General features: G+C 70.0%; 17 protein-coding genes. 4 read left to right on the top strand and 13 right to left on the bottom strand.

The window, feature by feature from the left end; all coding sequences use genetic code 11:
- Positions 1–163 precede the first annotated feature (163 nt).
- Genes tal through pgl form a run of 4 tightly spaced genes read left to right on the top strand, consistent with a single transcriptional unit; the run spans position 164 to position 4788 of the window.
- Positions 164–1282, top strand: coding sequence for a transaldolase (gene tal / locus FPZ41_RS11125; RefSeq protein WP_152861566.1), 1119 nt, complete (start codon positions 164–166; stop codon positions 1280–1282).
- Between the two features lie 4 nt (positions 1283–1286).
- Positions 1287–2825: a glucose-6-phosphate dehydrogenase gene (zwf, locus tag FPZ41_RS11130; RefSeq protein WP_152861568.1), complete on the top strand. Its 1539-nt coding sequence runs from the start codon at positions 1287–1289 to the stop codon at positions 2823–2825.
- Positions 2822–4009: a glucose-6-phosphate dehydrogenase assembly protein OpcA gene (opcA, locus tag FPZ41_RS11135; protein WP_152861570.1), complete on the top strand. Its 1188-nt coding sequence runs from the start codon at positions 2822–2824 to the stop codon at positions 4007–4009. The genes zwf and opcA overlap by 4 nt, the downstream gene beginning before the upstream one ends.
- The gene (pgl, locus tag FPZ41_RS11140) at positions 4006–4788 is read left to right on the top strand and encodes a 6-phosphogluconolactonase (RefSeq protein WP_131562315.1); all 783 of its coding nucleotides are present in this window, start codon (positions 4006–4008) and stop codon (positions 4786–4788) included. The genes opcA and pgl overlap by 4 nt, the downstream gene beginning before the upstream one ends.
- A 249-nt stretch (positions 4789–5037) precedes the next feature.
- Here pgl and pgi read toward each other — a convergent pair whose 3' ends face one another.
- The 13 genes from pgi to FPZ41_RS47005 all read right to left on the bottom strand — a co-directional run bounded on the left by pgi (position 5038) and on the right by FPZ41_RS47005 (position 20991).
- Positions 5038–6690 (bottom strand): glucose-6-phosphate isomerase, encoded by a 1653-nt coding sequence (gene pgi, locus FPZ41_RS11145; RefSeq protein ID WP_152861572.1) that lies wholly within the window; start codon positions 6688–6690, stop codon positions 5038–5040.
- Between the two features lie 53 nt (positions 6691–6743).
- Positions 6744–8006: an MFS transporter gene (locus FPZ41_RS11150; RefSeq protein WP_407698772.1), complete on the bottom strand. Its 1263-nt coding sequence runs from the start codon at positions 8004–8006 to the stop codon at positions 6744–6746.
- 163 nt (positions 8007–8169) lie between these two features.
- On the bottom strand, positions 8170–8505 hold the full coding sequence (locus FPZ41_RS11155; protein WP_003957010.1) for an RNA polymerase-binding protein RbpA: 336 nt from the start codon (positions 8503–8505) through the stop codon (positions 8170–8172).
- Positions 8506–8732: 227 nt separating this feature from the next.
- Positions 8733–8963, bottom strand: coding sequence for a preprotein translocase subunit SecG (gene secG, locus FPZ41_RS11160; RefSeq protein ID WP_009300451.1), 231 nt, complete (start codon positions 8961–8963; stop codon positions 8733–8735).
- Positions 8964–9077: 114 nt separating this feature from the next.
- Positions 9078–9833: a triose-phosphate isomerase gene (tpiA, locus tag FPZ41_RS11165; protein ID WP_228022678.1), complete on the bottom strand. Its 756-nt coding sequence runs from the start codon at positions 9831–9833 to the stop codon at positions 9078–9080.
- Between the two features lie 38 nt (positions 9834–9871).
- Positions 9872–11083 (bottom strand): phosphoglycerate kinase, encoded by a 1212-nt coding sequence (locus FPZ41_RS11170; protein ID WP_152861576.1) that lies wholly within the window; start codon positions 11081–11083, stop codon positions 9872–9874.
- Positions 11084–11209: 126 nt separating this feature from the next.
- Positions 11210–12214 (bottom strand): type I glyceraldehyde-3-phosphate dehydrogenase, encoded by a 1005-nt coding sequence (gap, locus tag FPZ41_RS11175; protein ID WP_322620088.1) that lies wholly within the window; start codon positions 12212–12214, stop codon positions 11210–11212.
- A gap of 224 nt (positions 12215–12438) precedes the next feature.
- On the bottom strand, positions 12439–15390 hold the full coding sequence (locus FPZ41_RS11180; protein ID WP_152861578.1) for a M14 family metallopeptidase: 2952 nt from the start codon (positions 15388–15390) through the stop codon (positions 12439–12441).
- Positions 15391–15601: 211 nt separating this feature from the next.
- Positions 15602–16591, bottom strand: a complete 990-nt coding sequence (gene whiA / locus FPZ41_RS11185; RefSeq protein WP_152861580.1) for a DNA-binding protein WhiA — start codon at positions 16589–16591, stop codon at positions 15602–15604.
- Positions 16582–17652 (bottom strand): gluconeogenesis factor YvcK family protein, encoded by a 1071-nt coding sequence (locus FPZ41_RS11190; protein ID WP_131562299.1) that lies wholly within the window; start codon positions 17650–17652, stop codon positions 16582–16584. Before FPZ41_RS11190 ends, whiA begins: the two co-directional genes overlap by 10 nt.
- Positions 17649–18671: an RNase adapter RapZ gene (gene rapZ, locus FPZ41_RS11195; protein WP_152861582.1), complete on the bottom strand. Its 1023-nt coding sequence runs from the start codon at positions 18669–18671 to the stop codon at positions 17649–17651. The genes FPZ41_RS11190 and rapZ overlap by 4 nt, the downstream gene beginning before the upstream one ends.
- A complete protein-coding gene (uvrC, locus tag FPZ41_RS11200) occupies positions 18668–20737 on the bottom strand; it encodes an excinuclease ABC subunit UvrC (RefSeq protein WP_152861584.1) in 2070 nt (689 codons plus the stop codon). Before uvrC ends, rapZ begins: the two co-directional genes overlap by 4 nt.
- 89 nt (positions 20738–20826) lie before the next feature.
- Complete coding sequence (locus FPZ41_RS47005; protein WP_194236060.1) at positions 20827–20991, bottom strand: hypothetical protein; 165 nt, start codon at positions 20989–20991, stop codon at positions 20827–20829.
- Positions 20992–21044 lie beyond the last annotated feature (53 nt).

Below are 21044 nucleotides of genomic sequence, written 5' to 3' on the forward strand. Positions count from 1 at the left end.
GGCCGCATCGTTTCGCTGGAGCACTTCGGCGCTTCGGCCGACGGCAAGGTCCTCTTCCGCGAGTTCGGCTTCACTGCCGACAACATCACGGCGGCAGCCCAGGAATCCCTCGCCGCCGCCCAGCGCTGACGCCCGTATACGACACGTAGGAGATGCATTTTCCATGACAGACGCACTGAAGCGCCTCTCCGAGGAAGGCGTCGCGATCTGGCTGGACGACCTGTCGCGCAAGCGGATCACGTCCGGCAACCTCGCCGAGCTGATCGACCAGCAGCACGTCGTGGGCGTCACCACCAACCCCTCGATCTTCCAGAAGGCGATCGCCGGCGGTGACGGCTACGAGCAGCAGCTCCAGGACCTCGCCACCCGCAAGGTCACCGTCGACGAGGCCATCCGCATGATCACCACGGCGGACGTCCGGGACGCCGCGGACATCCTGCGCCCGGTGTTCGACGCCACCGGCGGCCAGGACGGCCGGGTCTCCATCGAGGTCGACCCGCGCCTGGCGCACAACACCCGGGCGACGGTCGCCGAGGCCAAGCAGCTCGCCTGGCTGGTGGACCGCCCGAACACGCTCATCAAGATCCCGGCGACGAAGGCGGGTCTGCCCGCGATCACCGAGGTCATCGGCCTCGGCATCAGCGTCAACGTGACACTGATCTTCTCGCTGGAGCGCTACCGCGAGGTCATGGACGCGTACCTCGCGGGCCTGGAGAAGGCCAAGGAGCGCGGCCTGGACCTCTCGAAGATCCACTCGGTCGCGTCGTTCTTCGTGTCCCGCGTGGACACCGAGATCGACAAGCGGATCGACGCGCTCGGCACGCCCGAGGCGAAGGCCGCCCGCGGCAAGGCCGCCGTCGCCAACGCGCGGCTCGCCTACCAGGCGTACGAGGAGGTCTTCGCCTCCGGCCGCTGGAGCGCCCTGGAGAGCGGGGGCGCCAACAAGCAGCGTCCGCTGTGGGCCTCGACCGGTGTGAAGGACAAGGCGTACAAGGACACCCTGTACGTCGACGACCTGGTCGCCCCGAACACGGTGAACACCATGCCGGAGGCCACCCTCGTCGCCACCGAGGACCACGGCGAGATCACCGGCAACACCATCGCCGGCACGTACGAGCAGGCCCGCGCCGACCTCGACGCGGTCGAGAAGCTCGGGATCGGCTACGACGACGTGGTCCAGCTTCTGGAGGACGAGGGCGTCGAGAAGTTCGAGGCGTCCTGGAACGACCTGCTGAAGTCGACCGAGGCGGAGCTTGAGCGCCTCGCCCCCTCGGAGGGCTGAGACCTTGGCCCCGCTTTCCGGTACCGGAGCGAATCCGCTTCGTGACCCCGCAGACCGACGGCTCCCGCGTATCGCGGGGCCGTCGGGCCTGGTCATCTTCGGCGTCACCGGTGATTTGTCACGCAAAAAGCTGATGCCCGCCGTGTACGACCTCGCCAACCGCGGACTGCTGCCGCCGGGCTTCTCGCTCGTCGGTTTCGCCCGCCGCGAGTGGGCCAACGAGGACTTCGCGCAGGAGGTCCACGACGCGGTCAAGGAGCACGCCCGCACCCCCTTCCGCGAGGAGGTCTGGCAGCAGCTCATCCAGGGCATGCGCTTCGTCCAGGGCACGTTCGACGACGACGACGCGTTCGAGCGGCTGCGCGAGACGATCGACGAGCTGGACAAGGCGCAGGGCACGGGCGGCAACTTCGCGTTCTACCTCTCCGTGCCGCCGTCCGCGTTCCCCGTGGTCATCCAGCAGCTGAAGAAGCACGGGCTGGCCGACCAGACGAGCGACTCCTGGCGGCGTGCGGTCATCGAGAAGCCCTTCGGTCACGACCTGGAGTCGGCGAAGGAGCTCAACGCGATCGTCCACGAGGTCTTCGCCCCGGACCAGGTCTTCCGCATCGACCACTACCTGGGCAAGGAAACCGTCCAGAACATTCTGGCGCTCCGCTTCGCCAACCAGATGTTCGAGCCGATCTGGAACCGGTCGTTCGTCGACCACGTCCAGATCACGATGGCCGAGGACATCGGTATCGGTGGCCGCGCCGGCTACTACGACGGCATCGGCGCCGCCCGTGACGTCATCCAGAACCACCTGCTCCAGCTGATGGCGCTGACCGCCATGGAGGAGCCCGCGTCCTTCGACGCGGACGCGCTCGCCGCCGAGAAGACCAAGGTGCTCGGCGGGGTGCGGCTGCCCAAGGACCTGGGCCGGGACACCGTGCGTGGTCAGTACGCGGCCGGCTGGCAGGGCGGCGAGAAGGTCATCGGCTACCTCGAAGAGGACGGCATCGACCGCAACTCGAAGACCGACACCTACGCGGCGATCAAGCTGGAGGTCGACAACCGCCGCTGGGCGGGCGTCCCCTTCTACCTGCGGACGGGCAAGCGCCTGGGCCGCCGGGTGACGGAGATCGCGGTCGTGTTCCAGCGCGCCCCGCACTCCCCCTTCGACACCACCGCCACGGAGGAGCTCGGCCAGAACGCGGTCGTCATCCGGGTCCAGCCCGACGAGGGCGTCACGGTCCGCTTCGGGTCGAAGGTGCCCGGCACCTCCATGGAGATCCGGGACGTGTCGATGGACTTCGCGTACGGCGAGTCCTTCACCGAGTCCAGCCCGGAGGCGTACGAGCGCCTCATCCTCGACGTCCTGCTCGGGGACTCGAACCTCTTCCCGCGCACCGAGGAGGTCGAGCTGTCCTGGGAGATCCTCGACCCGATCGAGGACTACTGGGAGAAGAACGGCAGGCCCGCGCAGTACCCGGCGGGCACCTGGGGTCCGGTCGAGGCGGACCAGATGCTTCAGCGAGACGGACGGAGCTGGCGCCGGCCATGAAGATAGACCTCACCGACACCACGGCCAGCAAGATCAACAAAGCGTTGGTGCAGGGCCGCCGCGCCATCGGCACACCCGCCGTCGGCATGGTGCTCACCCTGGTCATCGTCACCGACGAGGAGGACGCCTACGACGCCCTCAAGGCCGCAAACGACGCGTCGCGCGAGCACCCCTCGCGCACCCTCGTGGTCATTCGGCGCGTCTCGCGCTCGCCCCGCGACCGTACGTCGTCGCGGCTCGACGCCGAGGTGCGGGTGGGCGCGGACGCGGGCACCGGCGAGACGGTCGTGCTGCGGCTGTACGGCGAGGTGTCGGACCACGCCCAGTCCGTCGTGCTCCCGCTGCTGCTGCCGGACGCCCCGGTCGTGGTCTGGTGGCCCGTGGGCGCACCGCGCGACCCGGCCAAGGACCCGCTGGGCGCCCTGGGCCAGCGCCGGGTCACCGACAGCTACTCGACGGAGAAGCCCATCGACGAGCTGCGGGCCCGGGCCGAGAGCTACGAGCCCGGCGACACCGACCTCGCGTGGGCCCGGATCACGCCGTGGCGTTCCGTGCTGGCGGCCGCCCTCGACCAGGTCTCCTGCGAGGTCATCTCCGCGGAGGTGACGGGCGAGGAGTTCAACCCGAGCGTCGAGCTGCTGGCCATGTGGCTCGCCGACCGGCTCCACGTGCACGTCCGGCGCGGGGTCTCCTCCGGCCCCGGTCTGACGGGGGTGCAGCTGGAGACGACCTGCGGTCCGATCTCGCTGCACCGGCCGGACGGGGCGATGGCCACGCTGGCCGTGCAGGGCCAGCCGGACCGCGCGGTGGCGCTCAAGCGGCGCGAGACGTCCGAGCTGATCGCGGAGGAGCTGCGGCGGCTCGACCCGGACGACACGTACGCGTCGGCGCTGCGGTTCGGTGTGGACCGGCTGGGCGGGAGCCCGTCAAGCGTGCCGAGGATCCCGGCTCCTGCATCGCCCGCGGTGTCCGCCGCGCGTCTGTCGGTGTCGGACTCGGCCTCTTCGTCCGGTCCGCTGTCGGAGCGCGCGGACCCGGTCGCGTCCGCGTCGGAGACGGCGTCCTCCGCCCGGACGTCCGCGCCGGCCCTGCCGCCCGCCTCTCTGTCGTCCTCGGGGGACGACGACGGCGACCGGCCGTCGCCCTCGCAGATGCCCCCAGTCAAGAAGGCGACCTCGAAATGAGCACTCCCCAGCTGGTCGTGCACCACGACAAGGAACTGATGGCGCAGGCCGCCGCGGCCCGGCTGATCACGAAGGTCGTGGACGCCCAGGCCTCGCGCGGTTACGCATCGGTGGTCCTCACGGGCGGCCGCAACGGCAACGGCCTGCTGGCCGCCCTCGCGGCCGCCCCCGCCCGGGACGCGATCGACTGGGGCCGCCTGGACCTGTGGTGGGGCGACGAGCGGTTCCTGCCCGAGGGCGACCCGGACCGCAACGTCACCCAGGCCCGCGAGGCGCTTCTGGACTCGGTGCCGCTGGACCCGAAGCGCGTGCACGCCATGCCCGCGTCGGACGGTCTGTACGGCGCCGACGTGGACGCGGCGGCCGCCGGTTACGCGGAGGAGCTGGCGCGGGACGCGGGGCCCGAGAACCACGGGGCCGTCCCCACCTTCGACGTGCTGATGCTGGGTGTCGGCCCGGACACCCATGTGGCGTCCCTCTTCCCGGAGCTGCCCGCGGTACGGGAGACCGAGCGGACAGTGGTCGGCGTGCACGGGGCCCCCAAGCCACCGCCCACCCGGACCACCCTCACGCTCCCCGCGATCCGTGCGGCACGTGAGGTGTGGCTGCTGGCCGCCGGCGAGGACAAGGCCGAGGCCGCGGCGATCGCCCTCTCGGGCGCGGGCGAGATCCAGGCCCCTGCGGCGGGGGCGTACGGCCGCTCCCGCACGCTGTGGCTGCTGGACGCGGCGGCGGCGTCGCAGCTGCCGCGGTCGCTGTATCCGCCGGCGTCACCCTGAGCACCGCTGCCCCGTGCCCCGCTGTTCGGGGTGGCTGCTCAGGAGAGCCCCAGGCCGAGTGCCTGGGGCTCTTCGTTTGCCTCGGGCTCCCCGTGGCCCGGGCCTCTCACGGCGACGTCGGCGTTCCCCGCGTGGTGGAGTGCGGCGCGGGCATGCCGCACGGAGGAGTGCGACGCCGGCGTCCCGCGCGGCGGAGTGCGGCGCCGCCGGGACGACGCCGCCCACCGCTTCACACGGTCACCGATCCGTCTACCGGCCGCGCAGCTGCCGGTACTTGGCGACCAGCGACGTCGTCGACGCGTCCAGGCCCGGCACCTCCGCGCCCTCGGTGAGGGCGGGTTCGACGCGCTTGGCGAGGACCTTGCCGAGTTCGACGCCCCACTGGTCGAAGGAGTCGATGTTCCAGATCGCGCCCTGGACGAACACCTTGTGCTCGTACAGCGCGATGAGCTGCCCGAGGACCGACGGGGTGAGCTCCTTCGCGAGGATCGTGGTCGTCGGGTGGTTGCCCTTGAACGTCTTGTGCGGCACCAGCTCCTCCGGGACCCCTTCGGCCCGCACCTCGTCCGGCGTCTTGCCGAAGGCCAGCGCCTGGGTCTGTGCGAAGAAGTTGGCCATCAGCAGATCGTGCTGGGCGACCAGACCCGGCAGCAGGTCGGCCACCGGCTCGGCGAAACCGATGAAGTCCGCCGGGATCAGCTTCGTGCCCTGGTGGATGAGCTGGTAGTACGCGTGCTGCCCGTTCGTCCCCGGCGTCCCCCACACCACCGGTCCGGTCTGCCACTCCACGGGCTGCCCGTCCCGGCCCACGTACTTGCCGTTGGACTCCATGTCCAGCTGCTGCAGGTACGCCGTGAACTTGGACAGGTAGTGGCTGTAGGGCAGTACCGCGTGCGACTGCGCGTCGTGGAAGTTGCCGTACCAGACACCCAGCAGGCCGAGCAGCAGCGGCACGTTGGACTCGGCGGGAGCCGTGCGGAAGTGCTCGTCGACCAGCCGGAACCCGTCGAGCATCTCCCGGAAGCGGTCCGGCCCGACGGCGATCATCAGGGACAGGCCGATCGCCGAGTCGTACGAGTACCGCCCGCCGACCCAGTCCCAGAACTCGAACATGTTGGCCGTGTCGATGCCGAAGTCCGACACCTTCTCGGCGTTCGTCGACAGCGCCACGAAGTGCCTGGCCACCGCCTCCTGGCCGGCCTTCAGCTCGGTCAGCAGCCAGTCGCGTGCCGAGGTCGCGTTCGTGATCGTCTCGATCGTCGTGAACGTCTTCGAGGCGATGACGAACAGCGTCTCGGCCGGGTCGAGGTCGCGCACCGCCTCGTGCAGGTCGGCGCCGTCCACGTTCGACACGAAGCGGACGGTGAGGTCGCGGTCGGTGTAGGAGCGCAGCACCTCGTACGCCATCGCCGGGCCCAGGTCGGAGCCACCGATGCCGATGTTGACGATGTTCTTGATGCGCTTGCCGGTGTGCCCGGTCCACTCTCCGGAGCGGACCTTCTCCGAGAAGGCCGCCATCTTGTCGAGCACGGCGTGCACCCCGGGTACGACGTTCTCCCCGTCGACCTCGATCACCGCGTCGCGCGGGGCGCGCAGAGCGGTGTGCAGCACGGCCCGGTTCTCGGTGGTGTTGATCTTCTCGCCACGGAACATGGCGTCGCGCAGACCGAACACGTCGGTCGCGGCGGCCAGCTCCCTCAGCAGCCGCAGGGTGTCATCGGTGACCAGGTGCTTGGAGTAGTCGACGTGCAGATCGCCGACCGCGAGCGTGTACCCGGCGCCGCGGCCGGGGGAGGCGGCGAACAGCTCGCGCAGCTGGACGTCGCCCAGCTCCTCCCGGTGCCTGGCCAGTGCCTGCCACTCGGGCGTCTGATTGAGCCTGGTACGGCTGTCTGCGTTCATCTCGGACTTCAGCCTTCTTTCGTGTCCTGCCGGCGTACCTCGAACCTAATTGATCACAGCGGAACACGAGCCGTCGTCCCGCCGTCATTCGGCTCAACAACTAGTACGTTCGCCTTGAGCGTGGGTATCAGCGCGATGACGGCGAGGACGAAGAATGCGGCCGTGAGCAGGGGCGGGGTGTTCAGCCCCCACGCGGTGGCGACGGCTCCGCCCAGCAGGGCGCCGAGGGGCACTCCGGCGAAGGACAGGGTCCGGAAGGCTGAGCTGACCCGGCCCAGGAGCTCGGCGGGGCTGCGCTCCTGCATCAGCGTCGTCGTGTTGACGTTCCACACCATGCCCATGAGCCCGAAGACGGCCAGTGCGCCCACCAGCACGATCATGCTGCGCACGGTGCCCATGACGACGAGGGCGGCGATCTGCACGGAGCCGGCGAGCAGCACGGCCCTCATCCGGCCGAGGCGCGCCACCAGCCGCCCGTTCACCGCTCCCCCGGCCAGGCTGCCCACGGTGACAGCGGTGCCCGCCGCCGCGTAGCCCGCGGGGCCCGCCCCCAGCCAGCCGGTGACGAGGACGACCAGGGTGGCGAGCTGTGCGCCCATACCGACATTGCAGAGGGCCGTGGCGGCGCACAGGCCGCGCAGGGCGTGGTCGCGCCACAGGGTGCGGAGCCCGTCCGCGATCTCGCGGCGCAGGGTGCTGCCCGCCCGTCTCGGCTTCCGGTCGGATGCGGCGGCCGGCAGCGAGGCCACCAGCGCGGCCGCCACGAGGAAGGTGCCGACGTTGGCCGCGAAGGGGACGGCGGCCCCCGCCGCCATCAGTAACGGCACGACCGGTCCGCCCAGCAGGCCGCCCGCGATCCGCTGGCCGGTCATGAGCCGGGCGTTCGCGCTGCCCAGGGCATCGCGGTCCACCACGGCGGGCAGGAGGGCCGTGGAGGCGTTGTCGAAGAGCGTCTGGAGAGCGGTCAGCGTGAAGGCCAGCGCGATGAGCAGGGCGATCGAGGCGTGCCCGAGCGCGACGGCCACTGCGAAGGCGCCGACCAGCAGCGCGCGCACCGCGTCCACCGTCCACATCGCGCGCCGCTGGTCCACGCGGTCGGCGACGGCGCCCCCGAGCAGCCCGAAGATGATCCAGGGCAGATAGCCGCAGGCCGTGATGGACGCGATGAGCAGCGGCTCGTCGGTCAGCGTCACGGCGACCAGCGGCAGCGCGGCCGCACGCAGTGCGTCACCGAAACTGGAGAGCACAGCGCCGCTCCACAGCCGCGTGAACGCTCCGCTCCAGGGCGCCGTGGCCCCTTGCCCACCCGTCGTCACGTGTCCCCCTCACGTCATCGATGCACAAACCCTAGAGGGTGCCACTGACAACGGGGCTGAGCTGGGGAAACAAGAGTTCGGGGGTGCGTGTGACCGGTACGCCCGGCCTCGCGCCGAACGCCTCCGGCCAGGCACCTGAGGGTGCCCGGCCGGTTCTCAACTCCTAGATCTCGCCTCGCAGTTTGGCGAGCGCCTCGGCGAGGATGGCCTCGCCGTCGGCGTCGCTGCGCCGCTCCCGTACGTACGCGAGGTGCGTCTTGTACGGCTCGGTGCGCGGCGGGTCCGGCGGGTTGTCCCGGTCCTGTCCTGCGGGGAAGCCGCAGCGGGGGCAGTCCCAGGTGTCGGGAACCTGCGCGTCGCTGGCGAAGCTGGGCTGGGTCTCGTGCCCGTTGGAGCACCAGAAGGAGATGCGCAGCCGGGGAGCGGACTCGCCGCGCTCGGCCTCGCCCATCGGCCCCGCCCCGACCCGGCTTCCTCGGATCGCGTTGCCACTTGCCACGGTCGTAACTCCCTGCGTGATGGTGCCGCGAAGCGAGTCGGCGTGACGCTTCGCCGCGAGCGCCTCAGTCTACGTAAGGCCCAACGCGCGTCCAGTGATTGGAGTTACACCCCGCACCCAAGACGCAAGCCCCATGATAGGCCGCGCGGTTGGGCGCGTACCGAGCATGGGGCTTTACGTGCGGATTGGTGCGTCTGTGACGCGGTGCCGTACCGGGGGCCTGTCGGTCAGTTGTTGACCTTCATCAGGATGCCGAGTACGACAATGCACGCGAACCACAGCAGACCGACCACCACGGTGATCCGGTCGAGGTTGCGCTCGGCGACCGAGGAGCCGCCGACGGACGACTGCATGCCGCCACCGAACATGTCGGAGAGGCCGCCGCCCTTCCCCTTGTGCATCAGCACCAGCAGCATCAGCAGCAGGCTGAAGACGATCAGGGCGATCGAGAACCCCATAACCACGGCTGGACCAACTTCCTCGGACTGATATCGACGACGGGGGCCGGGCGGCATGGTCCTTCATACCTGTCGGCCCCCGCAAGGGTACGACGGATCGCCCCCACCGCACACTTACTGGTCGCGGAACCGCACGATCTTGACGAACTCGTCGGCGTCCAGGGAGGCGCCCCCGACCAGGGCACCGTCGATGTCGGCCTGCGCCATGATCTCCGCGACGTTGCCGGCCTTGACGGAGCCGCCGTACTGGATGCGGACCTGGTCGGCCACCTCCTGCGAGTACAGCTCGGCGATCTTGCCGCGGACGGCCGCGCAGACCTCCTGGGCGTCCGCGGCGCCGCAGACCTTGCCGGTGCCGATGGCCCAGACCGGCTCGTACGCGATCACGATCGACTCGACCTGCTCGGCGGGGACACCCTTCAGGCCGCCCTCGACCTGGGCGAGCGTGTGCGTGACGTGGTTGCCCGCCTCGCGGATCTCCAGCTCCTCGCCGACGCACAGGATCGGGGTGATGCCGTGCTTGAAGGCGGCCTTGACCTTGGCGTTGCAGAGCTCGTCGGTCTCGTTGTGGTACTGGCGGCGCTCGGAGTGGCCGACGGCCACGAAGGTGCACTTGAGCTTGGCCAGCATCGAGCCGGAGATCTCGCCGGTGTAGGCGCCACCGTCGTGGGCCGAGATGTCCTGGGCACCGAACTTGATCTTGAGCTTGTCGCCGTCGACCAGGGTCTGCACGGAGCGCAGGTCGGTGAAGGGCGGCAGGACGGCGACCTCGACGGCCTCGTAGTCCTTGTCGGCCAGGGCGAAGGCGAGCTTCTGGACGTGGGCGATGGCCTCAAGGTGGTTGAGGTTCATCTTCCAGTTGCCCGCCATCAGCGGCGTTCGCCCTTGGGCAGTGGCAGTCATGTGGTTCAGTCCTCCAGTGCGGCGAGGCCGGGGAGCGTCTTGCCCTCGAGGTATTCGAGGGAGGCGCCGCCCCCGGTCGAGATGTGGCCGAATGCGGCCTCGTCGAAGCCCAGGATGCGCACAGCCGCGGCGGAGTCACCGCCGCCGACGACCGTGAAGGCCTTGGAATCGACGAGTGCCTGGGCGACCGCCTTGGTGCCCTCGGCGAAATCGGGGTGTTCGAAGACGCCCATCGGGCCGTTCCAGAAGACGGTGGCCGCGTCGGTGATCTTCGAGGTGTAGAGCTTGCGGGTCTCCGGACCGATGTCGAGACCCAGCTGATCGGCCGGGATGGCGTCCGCGGCGACGGCGGTGGGGTGGGCGGGAGCCTTGGTCTTCAGGTCCGGGAACGCGGGCGCGACCAGCGTGTCGACCGGCAGGACCAGCTCGACGCCGGTCTTCTCCGCGCGCTCGATGTACTCGATGACCGCCGGGATCTGGTCCTCCTGGACGAGCGACGTGCCGATCTCGTACCCCTTGGCCTTGAGGAAGGTGTACGCCATGCCGCCGCCGATGAGGATGCGGTCGGCCTTGCCGAGCAGTTGGTCGATGACGGCGAGTTTGTCGGAGACCTTGGCACCGCCGAGCACGACGACGTAAGGGCGCTGGACGTCCTCGGTGAGCTTCTTGAGGACGGTGACCTCGTTCGCGATCAGGTAGCCGGCGGCGTGCGGCAGCCGGGCCGGGAGGTCGTACACGGAGGCGTGCCTGCGGTGCACGGCGCCGAAGCCGTCGCCCACGTAGACGTCGGCGAGGGCGGCCAGCTGGTCCGCGAAGGCGCCGCGCTCGGCGTCGTCCTTGGAGGTCTCGCCGGGGTTGAAGCGGAGGTTCTCGATGACCGCGACCTGGCCGCCGGTCAGGGCCGCCACCGTGGTCCTGGCGGACTCGCCGACCGTGTCGGTCGCGAACTCCACATCGGTGCCGAGGAGTTCACCGAGCCGGGCGGCGGCCGGGGCGAGCGAGAAGGCCGGGTCCGGGGCGCCCTTGGGACGGCCGAGGTGCGAGGCGACGACCACGCGGGCACCCGCCTCGGCGAGGGCCTTGACGGTGGGCACGACGGCGCGGATGCGGCCGTCGTCGGTGATGACGGTGCCGTCGAGCGGCACGTTGAGGTCGGCGCGGACAAAGACCCGCTTGCCGCCGACGCCTTCGGCGAGGAGTTCGTCGATTGTCTTCATGGGGGACTCCTGAGGGAGGGCTCTTGTGGCCGGAGGGCTGATCGATCCGTACGTACAGCAGGGCTCGGTCAGCGCGGCGGTGCGCTGACCGAGCCCTGCCTCACATCGAAGTGCCTGCTCCGGGCCTCAGAGCCGGCCGCCGACGAAGACCGTGAGGTCGACGAGGCGGTTGGAGTAGCCCCACTCGTTGTCGTACCAGCCGACGACCTTGACCTGCTTGCCCTGGACCATGGTCAGGGAGGAGTCGAAGGTGCAGGAGGCCGGCCAGTTGACGATGTCCGAGGAGACGATCTGGTCCTCGGTGTACTCGAGGATGCCCTTCAGCTGACCCTCGGCGGCCTTCTGGAAGGCGGTGTTGATCTCGTCCTTGGTGACCTCGCGGTCGAGCTCGATGACGAGGTCGGTGACCGAGCCGGTCGGGACCGGGACGCGCATCGCGATGCCGTCCAGCTTGCCCTTGAGCTGCGGCAGAACCAGGGCGGTGGCCTTGGCGGCACCGGTGGTGGTCGGGATGATGTTCTCGGCGGCGGCACGGGCGCGGCGCAGGTCCTTGTGCGGGAAGTCCAGGATGCGCTGGTCGTTCGTGTACGCGTGCACCGTCGTCATCAGGCCCTTGACGATGCCGAAGTTCTCGTCGAGGACCTTCGCCATCGGAGCCACACAGTTGGTGGTGCAGGAGGCGTTGGAGATGACGTGGTGGTTCGCCGGGTCGTACTTGTCCTGGTTGACGCCCATCACGATGGTGATGTCCTCGTCCTTGGCCGGAGCCGAGATGAGGACCTTCTTGGCGCCGCCGGCGATGTGCTTCTCGGCGTCGGCCTTCTTCGTGAAGATGCCGGTCGACTCGATGACGATGTCGACGCCCAGCTCGCCCCAGGGGATGTCGGAGGGGTTGCGCTCGGACAGGACCTTGATCGTCTTGCCGTCGACGGTGATGGTGTCCTCGGTGTGGGACACCTCGGCCTTCAGACGGCCCAGGATGGTGTCGTACTTCAGCAGGTGCGCGGTGGTCGCGGTGTCACCCAGGTCGTTGACAGCCACGATCTCAATGTCTGCACCCTGCTCCAGCAGCGCGCGGAAGTAGTTACGACCGATGCGGCCAAAGCCGTTGATGCCTACGCGGATCGTCACGAACCGATCTCCTCGTTGGTACGCCGGTTACGAGACCGGCGAGCTGTAATGGGATGTCCCCGACCGCATACGACCCTACCTCCCTGAGGCGGCGGGAGTGGCATCAAGCACGCCCTATACACGACAGGGCGGCCCGTACCTGTCAGTAGAGGTACGGACCGCCCTGTTTTTGCAGGCTGATTACCAGATATCGGACACCGGCCTCTGGTCGGTGACCTTCGGTGTCAGCCCTTCAGTGCGTCCAGCGCCCTGCGCAGCAGAGCCGTGCGGTCGGCGGCCGCGCTGACGTGCTCCAGGCCGAAGCCCAGCAGGACGGTGTCCCCGGTGGTGACCGCTCCGTACGTCTTGAACAACTCGCCGGACAGGCCCCAGTCCTTGACGACCGCCGGGCTGCCCGCGGGCGGTCCGGGTGTGCTCCACGCGCCCAGGGACGTCTCGAAGCCCTCGGTCTGACCGGCCGTGCCGCCGATGACGACGGACGCGTTGTCGGCGAGAACGCCGCGGCCGCCGGAACCGGGATCCGTGATGTAGCCGATCGAGACCTCGACCGTCTTCCCGGCATACGCGGACAGGTCGAACTCGACCTGCTGCCAGCCGTCGGAGGCTCCGGTGAAGCTGTTCCAGGTGCCGCTGGTGCCGGTGGGCGTGCAGCCGCTGTCGCCGAGTGTCAGATAGCGCTTCAGAGCCGGGTGCGTCTGGATGAAGAACCCGGCCCCGCACTCGGCGGGCACGGCCGTGGAGGTGGCGCCGCCCGCCTCCGGGAGCGTGGTCCAGTCGTCTGCCCCCGCCGTGCGCGCCTCCAGTACCGCGTGGTCGTAGCCTTCCTCGGTGTCCCACAGGAGCTGGGTGCGCAGGGCGGGCTTGTCGGTGGCGCTCACGGAGGTGAGGTCGATGGTGCGGGTGAGGCGGTTCCAGGCGTAGTCGCTGTGCGTGGCGGCCGCCATGGACGCGCCCTCGTACGGGCCGAACGGGTTGACGGTCCCGGGGTACTGGCCCGCGCCGGCGCTCTCGAACTGCGGGAACGTCTCCAGGGGCAGGATGTCCGAGGTGACACTGAACGATCCGGCCGAGTTCAGCGGATTGCCGGGCGCGTCGCCGAGCGTTGCCGTGGCGCCCCCGAGCTTGCCGCTGCCCGCGAAGGCGGTGGCGTTCGACAGGGACGTACGGGTGTAGGCGCCCAGGTAGTACTGGCTGAAGTCGTTCGACAGGGTGCCCCCGCCGAGGTCGACGGAACCGCCGGCGCTCTCGCCCGCCTCGATCAGCTTGCCGCCCTCGTTGAGGAAGGCGCGCAGTTCGAGCTGGGTGGCGTTGCCCGGGCGGGCGGCGCCCGTGGAGTGGACGACCGTCGTGAAGTGGCCGAGGACGCCGAGGGCGTCGGGGGCGCCCTGGGTGGCGACGTCCCAGACGACCGCCTTCTTGCCGTTCGCCTTGAGCGCGTCCACGTAGGTCTGTGCCTGGGTCGCGGCCGCGCCCTCCTCGGCGACCACGAGGGTGTCCGCCCTGGGCCGCTCGGCGACCGTGTACGTGAAGTGCTCGCTGAAGGTGGGCCTGCCGCTCTTCGTCTCGCCGGTGAACCAGACCTCGACCTTGTCGCCGGGGTCGCCGTCCGCGACCTTGGCCCGGTACTCGTCGAAGTACAGGTTGTCCTCACCGCCGTAGGTCTCGCCGCCCTTCCAGGGCATGAGCGCCATGTCGTGTGTTCGGCCGCCGTTGACGCGGTACTTGAGCTCCTTGTCGCGCACGGACTTCCGTACGACGACGGAGACCTCCTGGTCGGCGCCGCGCGAGTACGACGTGGTGAAGGGCGCCGGGGTGAAGTCGGGGGCGTCGATCCCCACCGAGGACTTCGGCTGGTCGGGCTTCGCGGCGGACTCGGCGACGGAGAGCGCGAACGGGATGTTCTTCTCGAACTCCTGCTGGATCAGCTTCTCGTCGTCCGGGAAGGTGAAGATCGACCCGCAGTCCCTGGCCTCCCAGGCGTCGTCCGGGTCGGCGTTGGACGCCGTCTCACAGGTCGACATCTCCGGGGTGAACATCGCCGTGCCGTTGACGTTGGCCGCGTGGCCGTCCGCCTCGCCGTTGGTCGTGTAGAGCTCGGAGGAGAGCTGCGGGTGGTAGCCCGGGATCGCCGAGTTCTCGGGTGTGCCGGCGAGGGACTTGTAGAGCACGTCGTCCGGGGTGGGAGTGGCCACCTGCCAGCCGACTCCGTAGAGGAGCAGTTCGGCGGCCGAGTGGTAGTTGATGCCGTACTTGAAGCCGATGCGCTTCTCGAAGGCGTCGAGGGCCTTGGTCTCGGGCTCGGAGTTCGGGCCGGCGCCGCGGTAGGTCTGGCTAGTGGGGAAGGGGGACGAACCCTCGTCGTCGTAGCCCCACTTGTAGGCGAAGTTGCGGTTGAGGTCGACGCCGTCGCCGATGGCGATCTGGCCGTCGCCGTTGTTGTCGCGCATGTTCTTGCGCCACTGGCGGTCGCCGTCGGCCTGGTGGGTGAAGTCGTAGCCGTCCGGGTTGGCGGAGAGCACGAACCACAGTTCGGTCGAGTCGACGATCTTCTTGATGCGCTTGTCGGTCCCGTAGTTGTCCAGGTAGTGGTGCATCAGGCGCCGGGTCATCTCCGGCGTGATCCACTCGCGCGCGTGCTGGTTGGACATGTACAGGACGGAGGGCTTGGCGCCGTCCTTGGCGTTCTTGGCGTTCTTGGTGAGCTTGAGGGCCAGGATGTCCTGTCCCTGGAGGGTCTTGCCGATGGAGACCACCTTGGTGAGGGACGGGTGCTCCTGGCCCGTCCGGATGATCTCCTCCTTGAGGTTGCCCGCCCCGCTGTAGGGCCGGTAGACCCCCTCCCCGGCGGCGGCCACGCGCGCGCGTGCCTTCGCCGTGAGCGTGTGCTCCTTGAGGTCGACGCCCTTTTGTGCCAGCCCCTCGGCCTGCTTGTCGGTCAGGTAGACCTCGACGGTGGCCCTGCCCTTGTCGGGTGCCTGTTCGCCGAGTTCGTGACTGTCCTGGCCGGCCGCGAGCAGCAGGGGTATCTGCTGCCGGGTGACCTCGGCTCGGTAGACCTTGACCTCGTCCCCGTCGGGAGAACCGCTCGTCTCCGCGGCGTGGGCGATGGGTGCGAGTCCCGCGCCGCCGAGCAGGAGCGCGCCAACAGCGAGGATCGGTCTCGCTTTTCGTCTCATAAGCCCCCCTTGCAGTGGTTCGCCACGCGGCGAACCATGCCAGGCTCATGACAGTTCATGATCGAGTCAAGGGTGCGTCAGGAAGGCGCAATGGAGTTCCCAAGAACGACGAACGCCGGTGCCGAACGCCCCATGCGGGCGACGGGCACCGGCGTGTCGGCGAACCCGAGATCTCGTCTGACGGGCAGTCATCCCATCAGGCCGACGGTAGTCATCCCACCAGGTTGTCGGCCATCTCCTCGGTGAGGTTGGACTCGGTGCCGGGGATGCCGAGATCGGCGGCCCGCTTGTCGGCCATGGCCAGCAGCCGGCGGATACGGCCCGCGACGGCGTCCTTGGTCAGCGGCGGGTCGGCGAGCGCGCCCAGCTCCTCCAGGGAGGCCTGCTTGTGCTCCATGCGGAGGCGGCCGGCGGCCGCGAGGTGCTCGGGCACCTCGTCGGCCAGGATCTCCAGGGCGCGCTGGACCCGGGCTCCGGCGGCCACGGCCGCGCGGGCCGAACGGCGCAGGTTGGCGTCGTCGAAGTTGGCGAGGCGGTTCGCCGTGGCGCGGACCTCGCGGCGCATCCGCCGCTCCTCCCAGGCCAGCACGGACTCGTGGGCGCCGAGACGGGTGAGAAGCGCGCCGATCGCGTCGCCGTCCCGGACGACTACCCGGTCCACGCCCCGTACCTCGCGGGCCTTCGCGGCGATCGACAGTCGGCGGGCCGCGCCGACCAGGGCGAGCGCGGCTTCCGGGCCCGGGCAGGTCACCTCCAGGGAGGACGAGCGGCCGGGCTCGGTCAGCGAGCCGTGCGACAGGAACGCCCCGCGCCAGGCCGCCTCCGCGTCACAGGTCGCCCCGGAGACGACCTGAGGGGGCAGGCCCCGGATCGGGCGGCCCCGGCCGTCGACGAGTCCGGTCTGGCGGGCCAGCTGGTCGCCGCCCGCGACCACGCGCACCACGTAGCGGGAGCCGCGGCGCAGTCCGCCGGGTGCCATCACGATCAGCTCGGAGCTGTGGCCGAAGATCTCCAGGATGTCCCGCTTGAGCCGGCGCGCCGCCATCGCGGTGTCAAGCTCCGCCTCGATCACGATGCGGCCGCTCACCAGGTGCAGCCCGCCCGCGAACCGCAGGATCGCCGAGACCTCCGCCTTTCTGCAGCAGGTCCGGGTGACGGGTAGCCGGGAGATCTCGTCCTTCACCGCTGCCGTCATCGCCATGGGCCGATCCTTCCATGCATCCGAAAAATACGGTCGTACGCGGCGGCCAGCAGCTCCGGGTCGTGCCGCGGCGAGCCGTCGGTCCGGGCCACCGGGGCCAGCTCGACCGCGGCACCGAACCGCTTGGCCGCGTCGGTGAGCGACGCGCGGTCGGGCACGGCGGCCGTGTCGGCCAGCACCACGTCCAGGGCGAGTTTAGGGGCGTGTCGTGCCAAAACCTCCAAATGACGCTGCGGGGAGAAGCCCTCGGTTTCTCCGGGCTGCGGTGCGAGGTTCAAGGACAGCACCCGGCGCGCCTTCGTCTGGGTGAGGGCGCCGAGCAGCTCGGGCACGAGGAGGTGCGGGATGACCGACGAGAACCAGGAGCCCGGTCCGAGCACCACCCAGTCCGCGTCCATGACCGCCTCGACGGCCTCGGGGACCGCGGGCGGGTCGTGCGGCACGAGGTGCACGGACTGCACCTCGCCGGGCGTGAGCGCGACGGTCGCCTGTCCCCGTACGGTGTCGACGTCGTCCGGGCGCTGCGGGTCGTGGCCTTTGACCAGCGCCTGGAGTTCCAGGGGTACGGCGGACATGGGCAGCACCCGGCCGTGGGCGCCCAGGAGCCGGCCGACCAGGTCGAGGGCCTGGACGTGGTCGCCGAGCTGCTCCCACAGGGCGACGATCAGCAGGTTGCCGACCGCGTGCTCGTGCAGGTCGCCCTTGCTCTGGAAGCGGTGCTGGATGACACGGGCCCAGGTCTGCCCCCAGTCGTCGTCGCCGCACAGCGCGGCCAGCGCCTTGCGCAGGTCGCCGGGCGGGAGCACACCCAGCTCGTCACGCAGGCGCCCGCTGGAGCCACCGTCGTCGGCCACGGTGACGACGGCCGTGAGGTCTCCGGTGATCCGGCGCAGTGCGGCGAGCGAGGCGGACAGGCCCATGCCGCCGCCGAGTGCGACCACCTTGGGCTGGGCGCCCCGGCGGCGTACCCGCCCGCCGCGGGCAGCGGCGGGTCTGCCCCCTCGCTCGTCCTGGCTGACCCTCCGCAGTCTGCTCAGCCGCAGAGCGGCACGTCCCGTCATTCGCGGCCCATGTCGCGGTGCACGACCACGGTCTCCACGCCCTGGGAGGCGAGGCGGGCGGCGAGCTTCTCGGAGGTGGCGACCGAGCGGTGCTTGCCGCCGGTGCAGCCGACCGCGACGGTCACGTACCGCTTGCCCTCACGGCGGTAGCCGGCGGCGATGAGCTGCAGCAGCTCCGCGTAGCGGTCGAGGAACTCCTTGGCTCCGGGCTGGTTGAAGACGTAGTTGGACACCTCCTCGTTGAGCCCGGTGTAGGGGCGCAGCTCGGGGACCCAGTGCGGGTTCGGCAGGAAGCGCATGTCCACGACCAGGTCGGCGTCCACCGGAAGGCCGTACTTGAAGCCGAAGGACATGACGGTGGCCCGCAGCTCGGGCTCTTCCTCGCCGGCGAACTGGGCGTCCATCTTGGCGCGCAGCTCGTGCACGTTCAGGCTGGAGGTGTCGATCACCAGGTCGGCGTCGCCGCGCAGCTCGCGCAGCAGCTCGCGCTCGGCGGCGATGCCGTCGACGATGCGGCCGTCGCCCTGGAGGGGGTGCGGTCGCCGTACGGACTCGAAGCGGCGGACCAGGGCCTCGTCGGAGGACTCCAGGAACACGATCCGCCGGGTGACGTGCTTCGCCGCCAGGTCCGCGAGGGACTCGCGAAGGTTGTCGAAGAAGCGGCGGCCGCGGACGTCCACGACGACCGCGATCCGCGCCACATTGCCCTGGGAGCGGGCGCCGAGCTCCACCATGGTGGGGATCAGCGCGGGCGGCAGGTTGTCGACGACGAACCAGCCGAGGTCCTCCAGGCACTTGGCGGCCGTCGACCGTCCGGCGCCGGACATGCCGGAGATGATGACCAGCTCGGGGATGGCCGCCTCGGGGACCGCGGCCGATTCGATGCCCGTACTCACGTCTGCTCCGTCTTCCTGGGGCGCTGGGTGCTGGGAGGCGTGCTCACCCGCTTCCGTGGGGGCTTCCTCGCGCCGTGCCGTGTGTTCCTGGTGTTCTTGTTCGCGCGTGTCGTGCTCGGTCATGTCTCCTGCCCCCGTCGTTCGTCCGGGGCGCCCGCGGTCACGGGCTCCCCCGAGGGGCCCGCCGTCGTCTCGGGCATCCCGTCTGCCTCGTCTGCTTCGTATTCCATGATCTCTCCGGTCGCCGTGTTCACGGCGGGTGCGGCCGGCGCGGCGGCTGCCAGGGCCGCGGCGATCGTCTCGGCCGTCTTGCGACCTATGCCGGGGACCTCGCAGATCTGGTCGATCGTCGCGGACCGCAGCTTCCGCACCGAGCCGAAGTGCTTGACCAGTGCCTGTTTGCGGGTCTCGCCGAGGCCCGGCACCTCGTCCAGCGGACCGGCCCTGAAGCGCTTGGCCCGCTTGGTGCGCTGGTAGGTGATGGCGAAGCGGTGGGCCTCGTCGCGGACGCGCTGGAGCAGGTACAGGCCCTCGCTGGTACGAGGCAGGACGACCGGGTCCTCCTCTTCGGGTACCCAGACCTCCTCCAGGCGCTTGGCGAGTCCGCACACGGCGATGTCGTCGATGCCGAGCTCGTCGAGGGCCCTGCGGGCGGCGGCGACCTGCGGCTGCCCGCCGTCCACGACGACGAGCTGGGGCGGGTAGGCGAAGCGCTTGGGGCGGCCTTCTTCGTCCTTGAGCTGCTCGGTGGTGTCGGCGTCCTCACCGTCGGCCCACTCGCCGGTCTTCTCCTTCTCGGCGAGATACCGCTTGAAGCGCCGAGTGATCACCTCGTGCATGGAGCGGACGTCGTCCTGGCCCTCGAAGCCCTTGATCTGGAAGCGGCGGTACTCGCTCTTGCGCTGCAGGCCGTCCTCGAAGACGACCATGGAGGCCACGACGTCGTCGCCCTGGAGGTGCGAGATGTCGTAGCACTCGATCCTGAGGGGCGCGCTGTCCAGGTCCAGGGCCTCGGCGATCTCCTCCAGGGCTCGCGAGCGGGTGGTCAGGTCGGAGGCGCGCTTGGTCTTGTGCAGCGCGAGCGCCTGCTGGGCGTTGCGCTGCACGGTCTCCATGAGGGCTTTCTTGTCGCCGCGCTGCGGGATGCGCAACGACACGCCCGAGCTGCGGCGGTCCGTCAGCCACTGCTGGACGGGGTCCACCGGGTCGGGCAACGCGGGGACCAGCACCTCCTTGGGGACGGCGTCGCCGGTCTCCTCGCCGTAGAGCTGCTGGAGGGCGTGCTCGACCAGATCACCCGTGGTGACCGCCTCGACCTTGTCGGTGACCCAGCCGCGCTGGCCGCGGACGCGTCCGCCGCGCACATGGAAGATCTGCACGGCCGCCTCCAGCTCGTCCTCGGCGACCGCGATCAGGTCCGCGTCGGTCGCGTCGGCGAGCACGACCGCGTTCTTCTCCATGGCCTTCTTCAGGGCCTCGACGTCGTCGCGCAGGCGGGCGGCCCGCTCGTACTCCATCTCGTCGGCCGCCTCCATCATCTGCTTCTCAAGCCGGCGGATGTATGTGCCGGTGCGGCCGGTCATGAAGTCGCAGAACTCGTCGGCCAGTTCGCGGTGGTCCTCGGGGGAGATCCGCTCGACGCAGGGGGCCGAGCACTTGCCGATGTAGCCGAGGAGGCAGGGCCGGCCGGTACGGGCCGCGTTCTTGAACACGCCCGCCGAGCAGGTGCGGACGGGGAAGACGCGCAGCATCAGATCCACGGTGTCGCGGATCGCCCACGCGTGCGCGTACGGCCCGAAGTAGCGCACGCCCTTTTTCTTGTGACCGCGCATCACCTGCACGCGCGGGAACTCTTCGTTCATGGTGACCGCGAGGTACGGGTAGCTCTTGTCGTCGCGGTACTTGACGTTGAATCGGGGGTCGTACTCCTTGATCCAGGAGTACTCCAGCTGAAGAGCCTCCACCTCCGTGGACACCACCGTCCACTCCACGGACGCGGCCGTGGTGACCATCGTGCGGGTGCGCGGGTGCAGGCCCGCCAGGTCCTGGAAGTAGTTCGCCAGGCGCTGGCGCAGGCTCTTTGCCTTCCCGACGTAGATCACCCGGCGGTGCTCGTCACGGAACTTGTAGACCCCGGGTGAGTCGGGAATCTGTCCCGGCTTGGGGCGGTAGCTGGAGGGGTCGGCCATGTTCCACACCCTACTGGCGGGGACCGACATCGCGGCGGGCCTGTGGACAGAGCCCCACCGTCCCCGCGAACCCCGCTCACCCGTCTCGCTCACACCCCGTGCCGGCCCGGCTCCGGGTGGGTCGGGGCGGTCAGGACGGCCGCGACAGCCAGGGCAGCCGGGACGCGGCGGTGGTCGTCGGCGCCGTCCGTGTTCTCGCCTCCGCTCGAACCGCTTCGTCCGACACGGAGTTGGGGGGCCTGGCCGCTCGCCACCACCGGTCCGGGGTCGCCGACCGCCTGACGAGTGAGCGGGTATTGCGCACCAG

Origin of the sequence: Streptomyces acidicola (assembly GCF_009377235.1) — a bacterium.
In the GTDB taxonomy this organism is placed as follows: domain Bacteria; phylum Actinomycetota; class Actinomycetes; order Streptomycetales; family Streptomycetaceae; genus Streptomyces; species Streptomyces acidicola.

Excerpts from the sequence above, each read along its gene's own strand:
- tal (WP_152861566.1), top strand. The coding sequence starts at position 164 with ATGACAGACGCACTGAAGCGCCTCTCCGAGGAAGGCGTCGCGATCTGG.
- opcA (WP_152861570.1), top strand. The coding sequence starts at position 2,822 with ATGAAGATAGACCTCACCGACACCACGGCCAGCAAGATCAACAAAGCG.
- pgl (WP_131562315.1), top strand. The coding sequence starts at position 4,006 with ATGAGCACTCCCCAGCTGGTCGTGCACCACGACAAGGAACTGATGGCG.
- pgi (WP_152861572.1), bottom strand. The coding sequence starts at position 6,690 with ATGAACGCAGACAGCCGTACCAGGCTCAATCAGACGCCCGAGTGGCAG.
- secG (WP_009300451.1), bottom strand. The coding sequence starts at position 8,963 with ATGGGGTTCTCGATCGCCCTGATCGTCTTCAGCCTGCTGCTGATGCTG.
- tpiA (WP_228022678.1), bottom strand. The coding sequence starts at position 9,833 with ATGGCGGGCAACTGGAAGATGAACCTCAACCACCTTGAGGCCATCGCC.
- FPZ41_RS11170 (WP_152861576.1), bottom strand. The coding sequence starts at position 11,083 with ATGAAGACAATCGACGAACTCCTCGCCGAAGGCGTCGGCGGCAAGCGG.
- FPZ41_RS11180 (WP_152861578.1), bottom strand. The coding sequence starts at position 15,390 with ATGAGACGAAAAGCGAGACCGATCCTCGCTGTTGGCGCGCTCCTGCTC.
- whiA (WP_152861580.1), bottom strand. The coding sequence starts at position 16,591 with ATGGCGATGACGGCAGCGGTGAAGGACGAGATCTCCCGGCTACCCGTC.
- FPZ41_RS11190 (WP_131562299.1), bottom strand. The coding sequence starts at position 17,652 with ATGACGGGACGTGCCGCTCTGCGGCTGAGCAGACTGCGGAGGGTCAGC.
- rapZ (WP_152861582.1), bottom strand. The coding sequence starts at position 18,671 with ATGACCGAGCACGACACGCGCGAACAAGAACACCAGGAACACACGGCA.
- uvrC (WP_152861584.1), bottom strand. The coding sequence starts at position 20,737 with ATGGCCGACCCCTCCAGCTACCGCCCCAAGCCGGGACAGATTCCCGAC.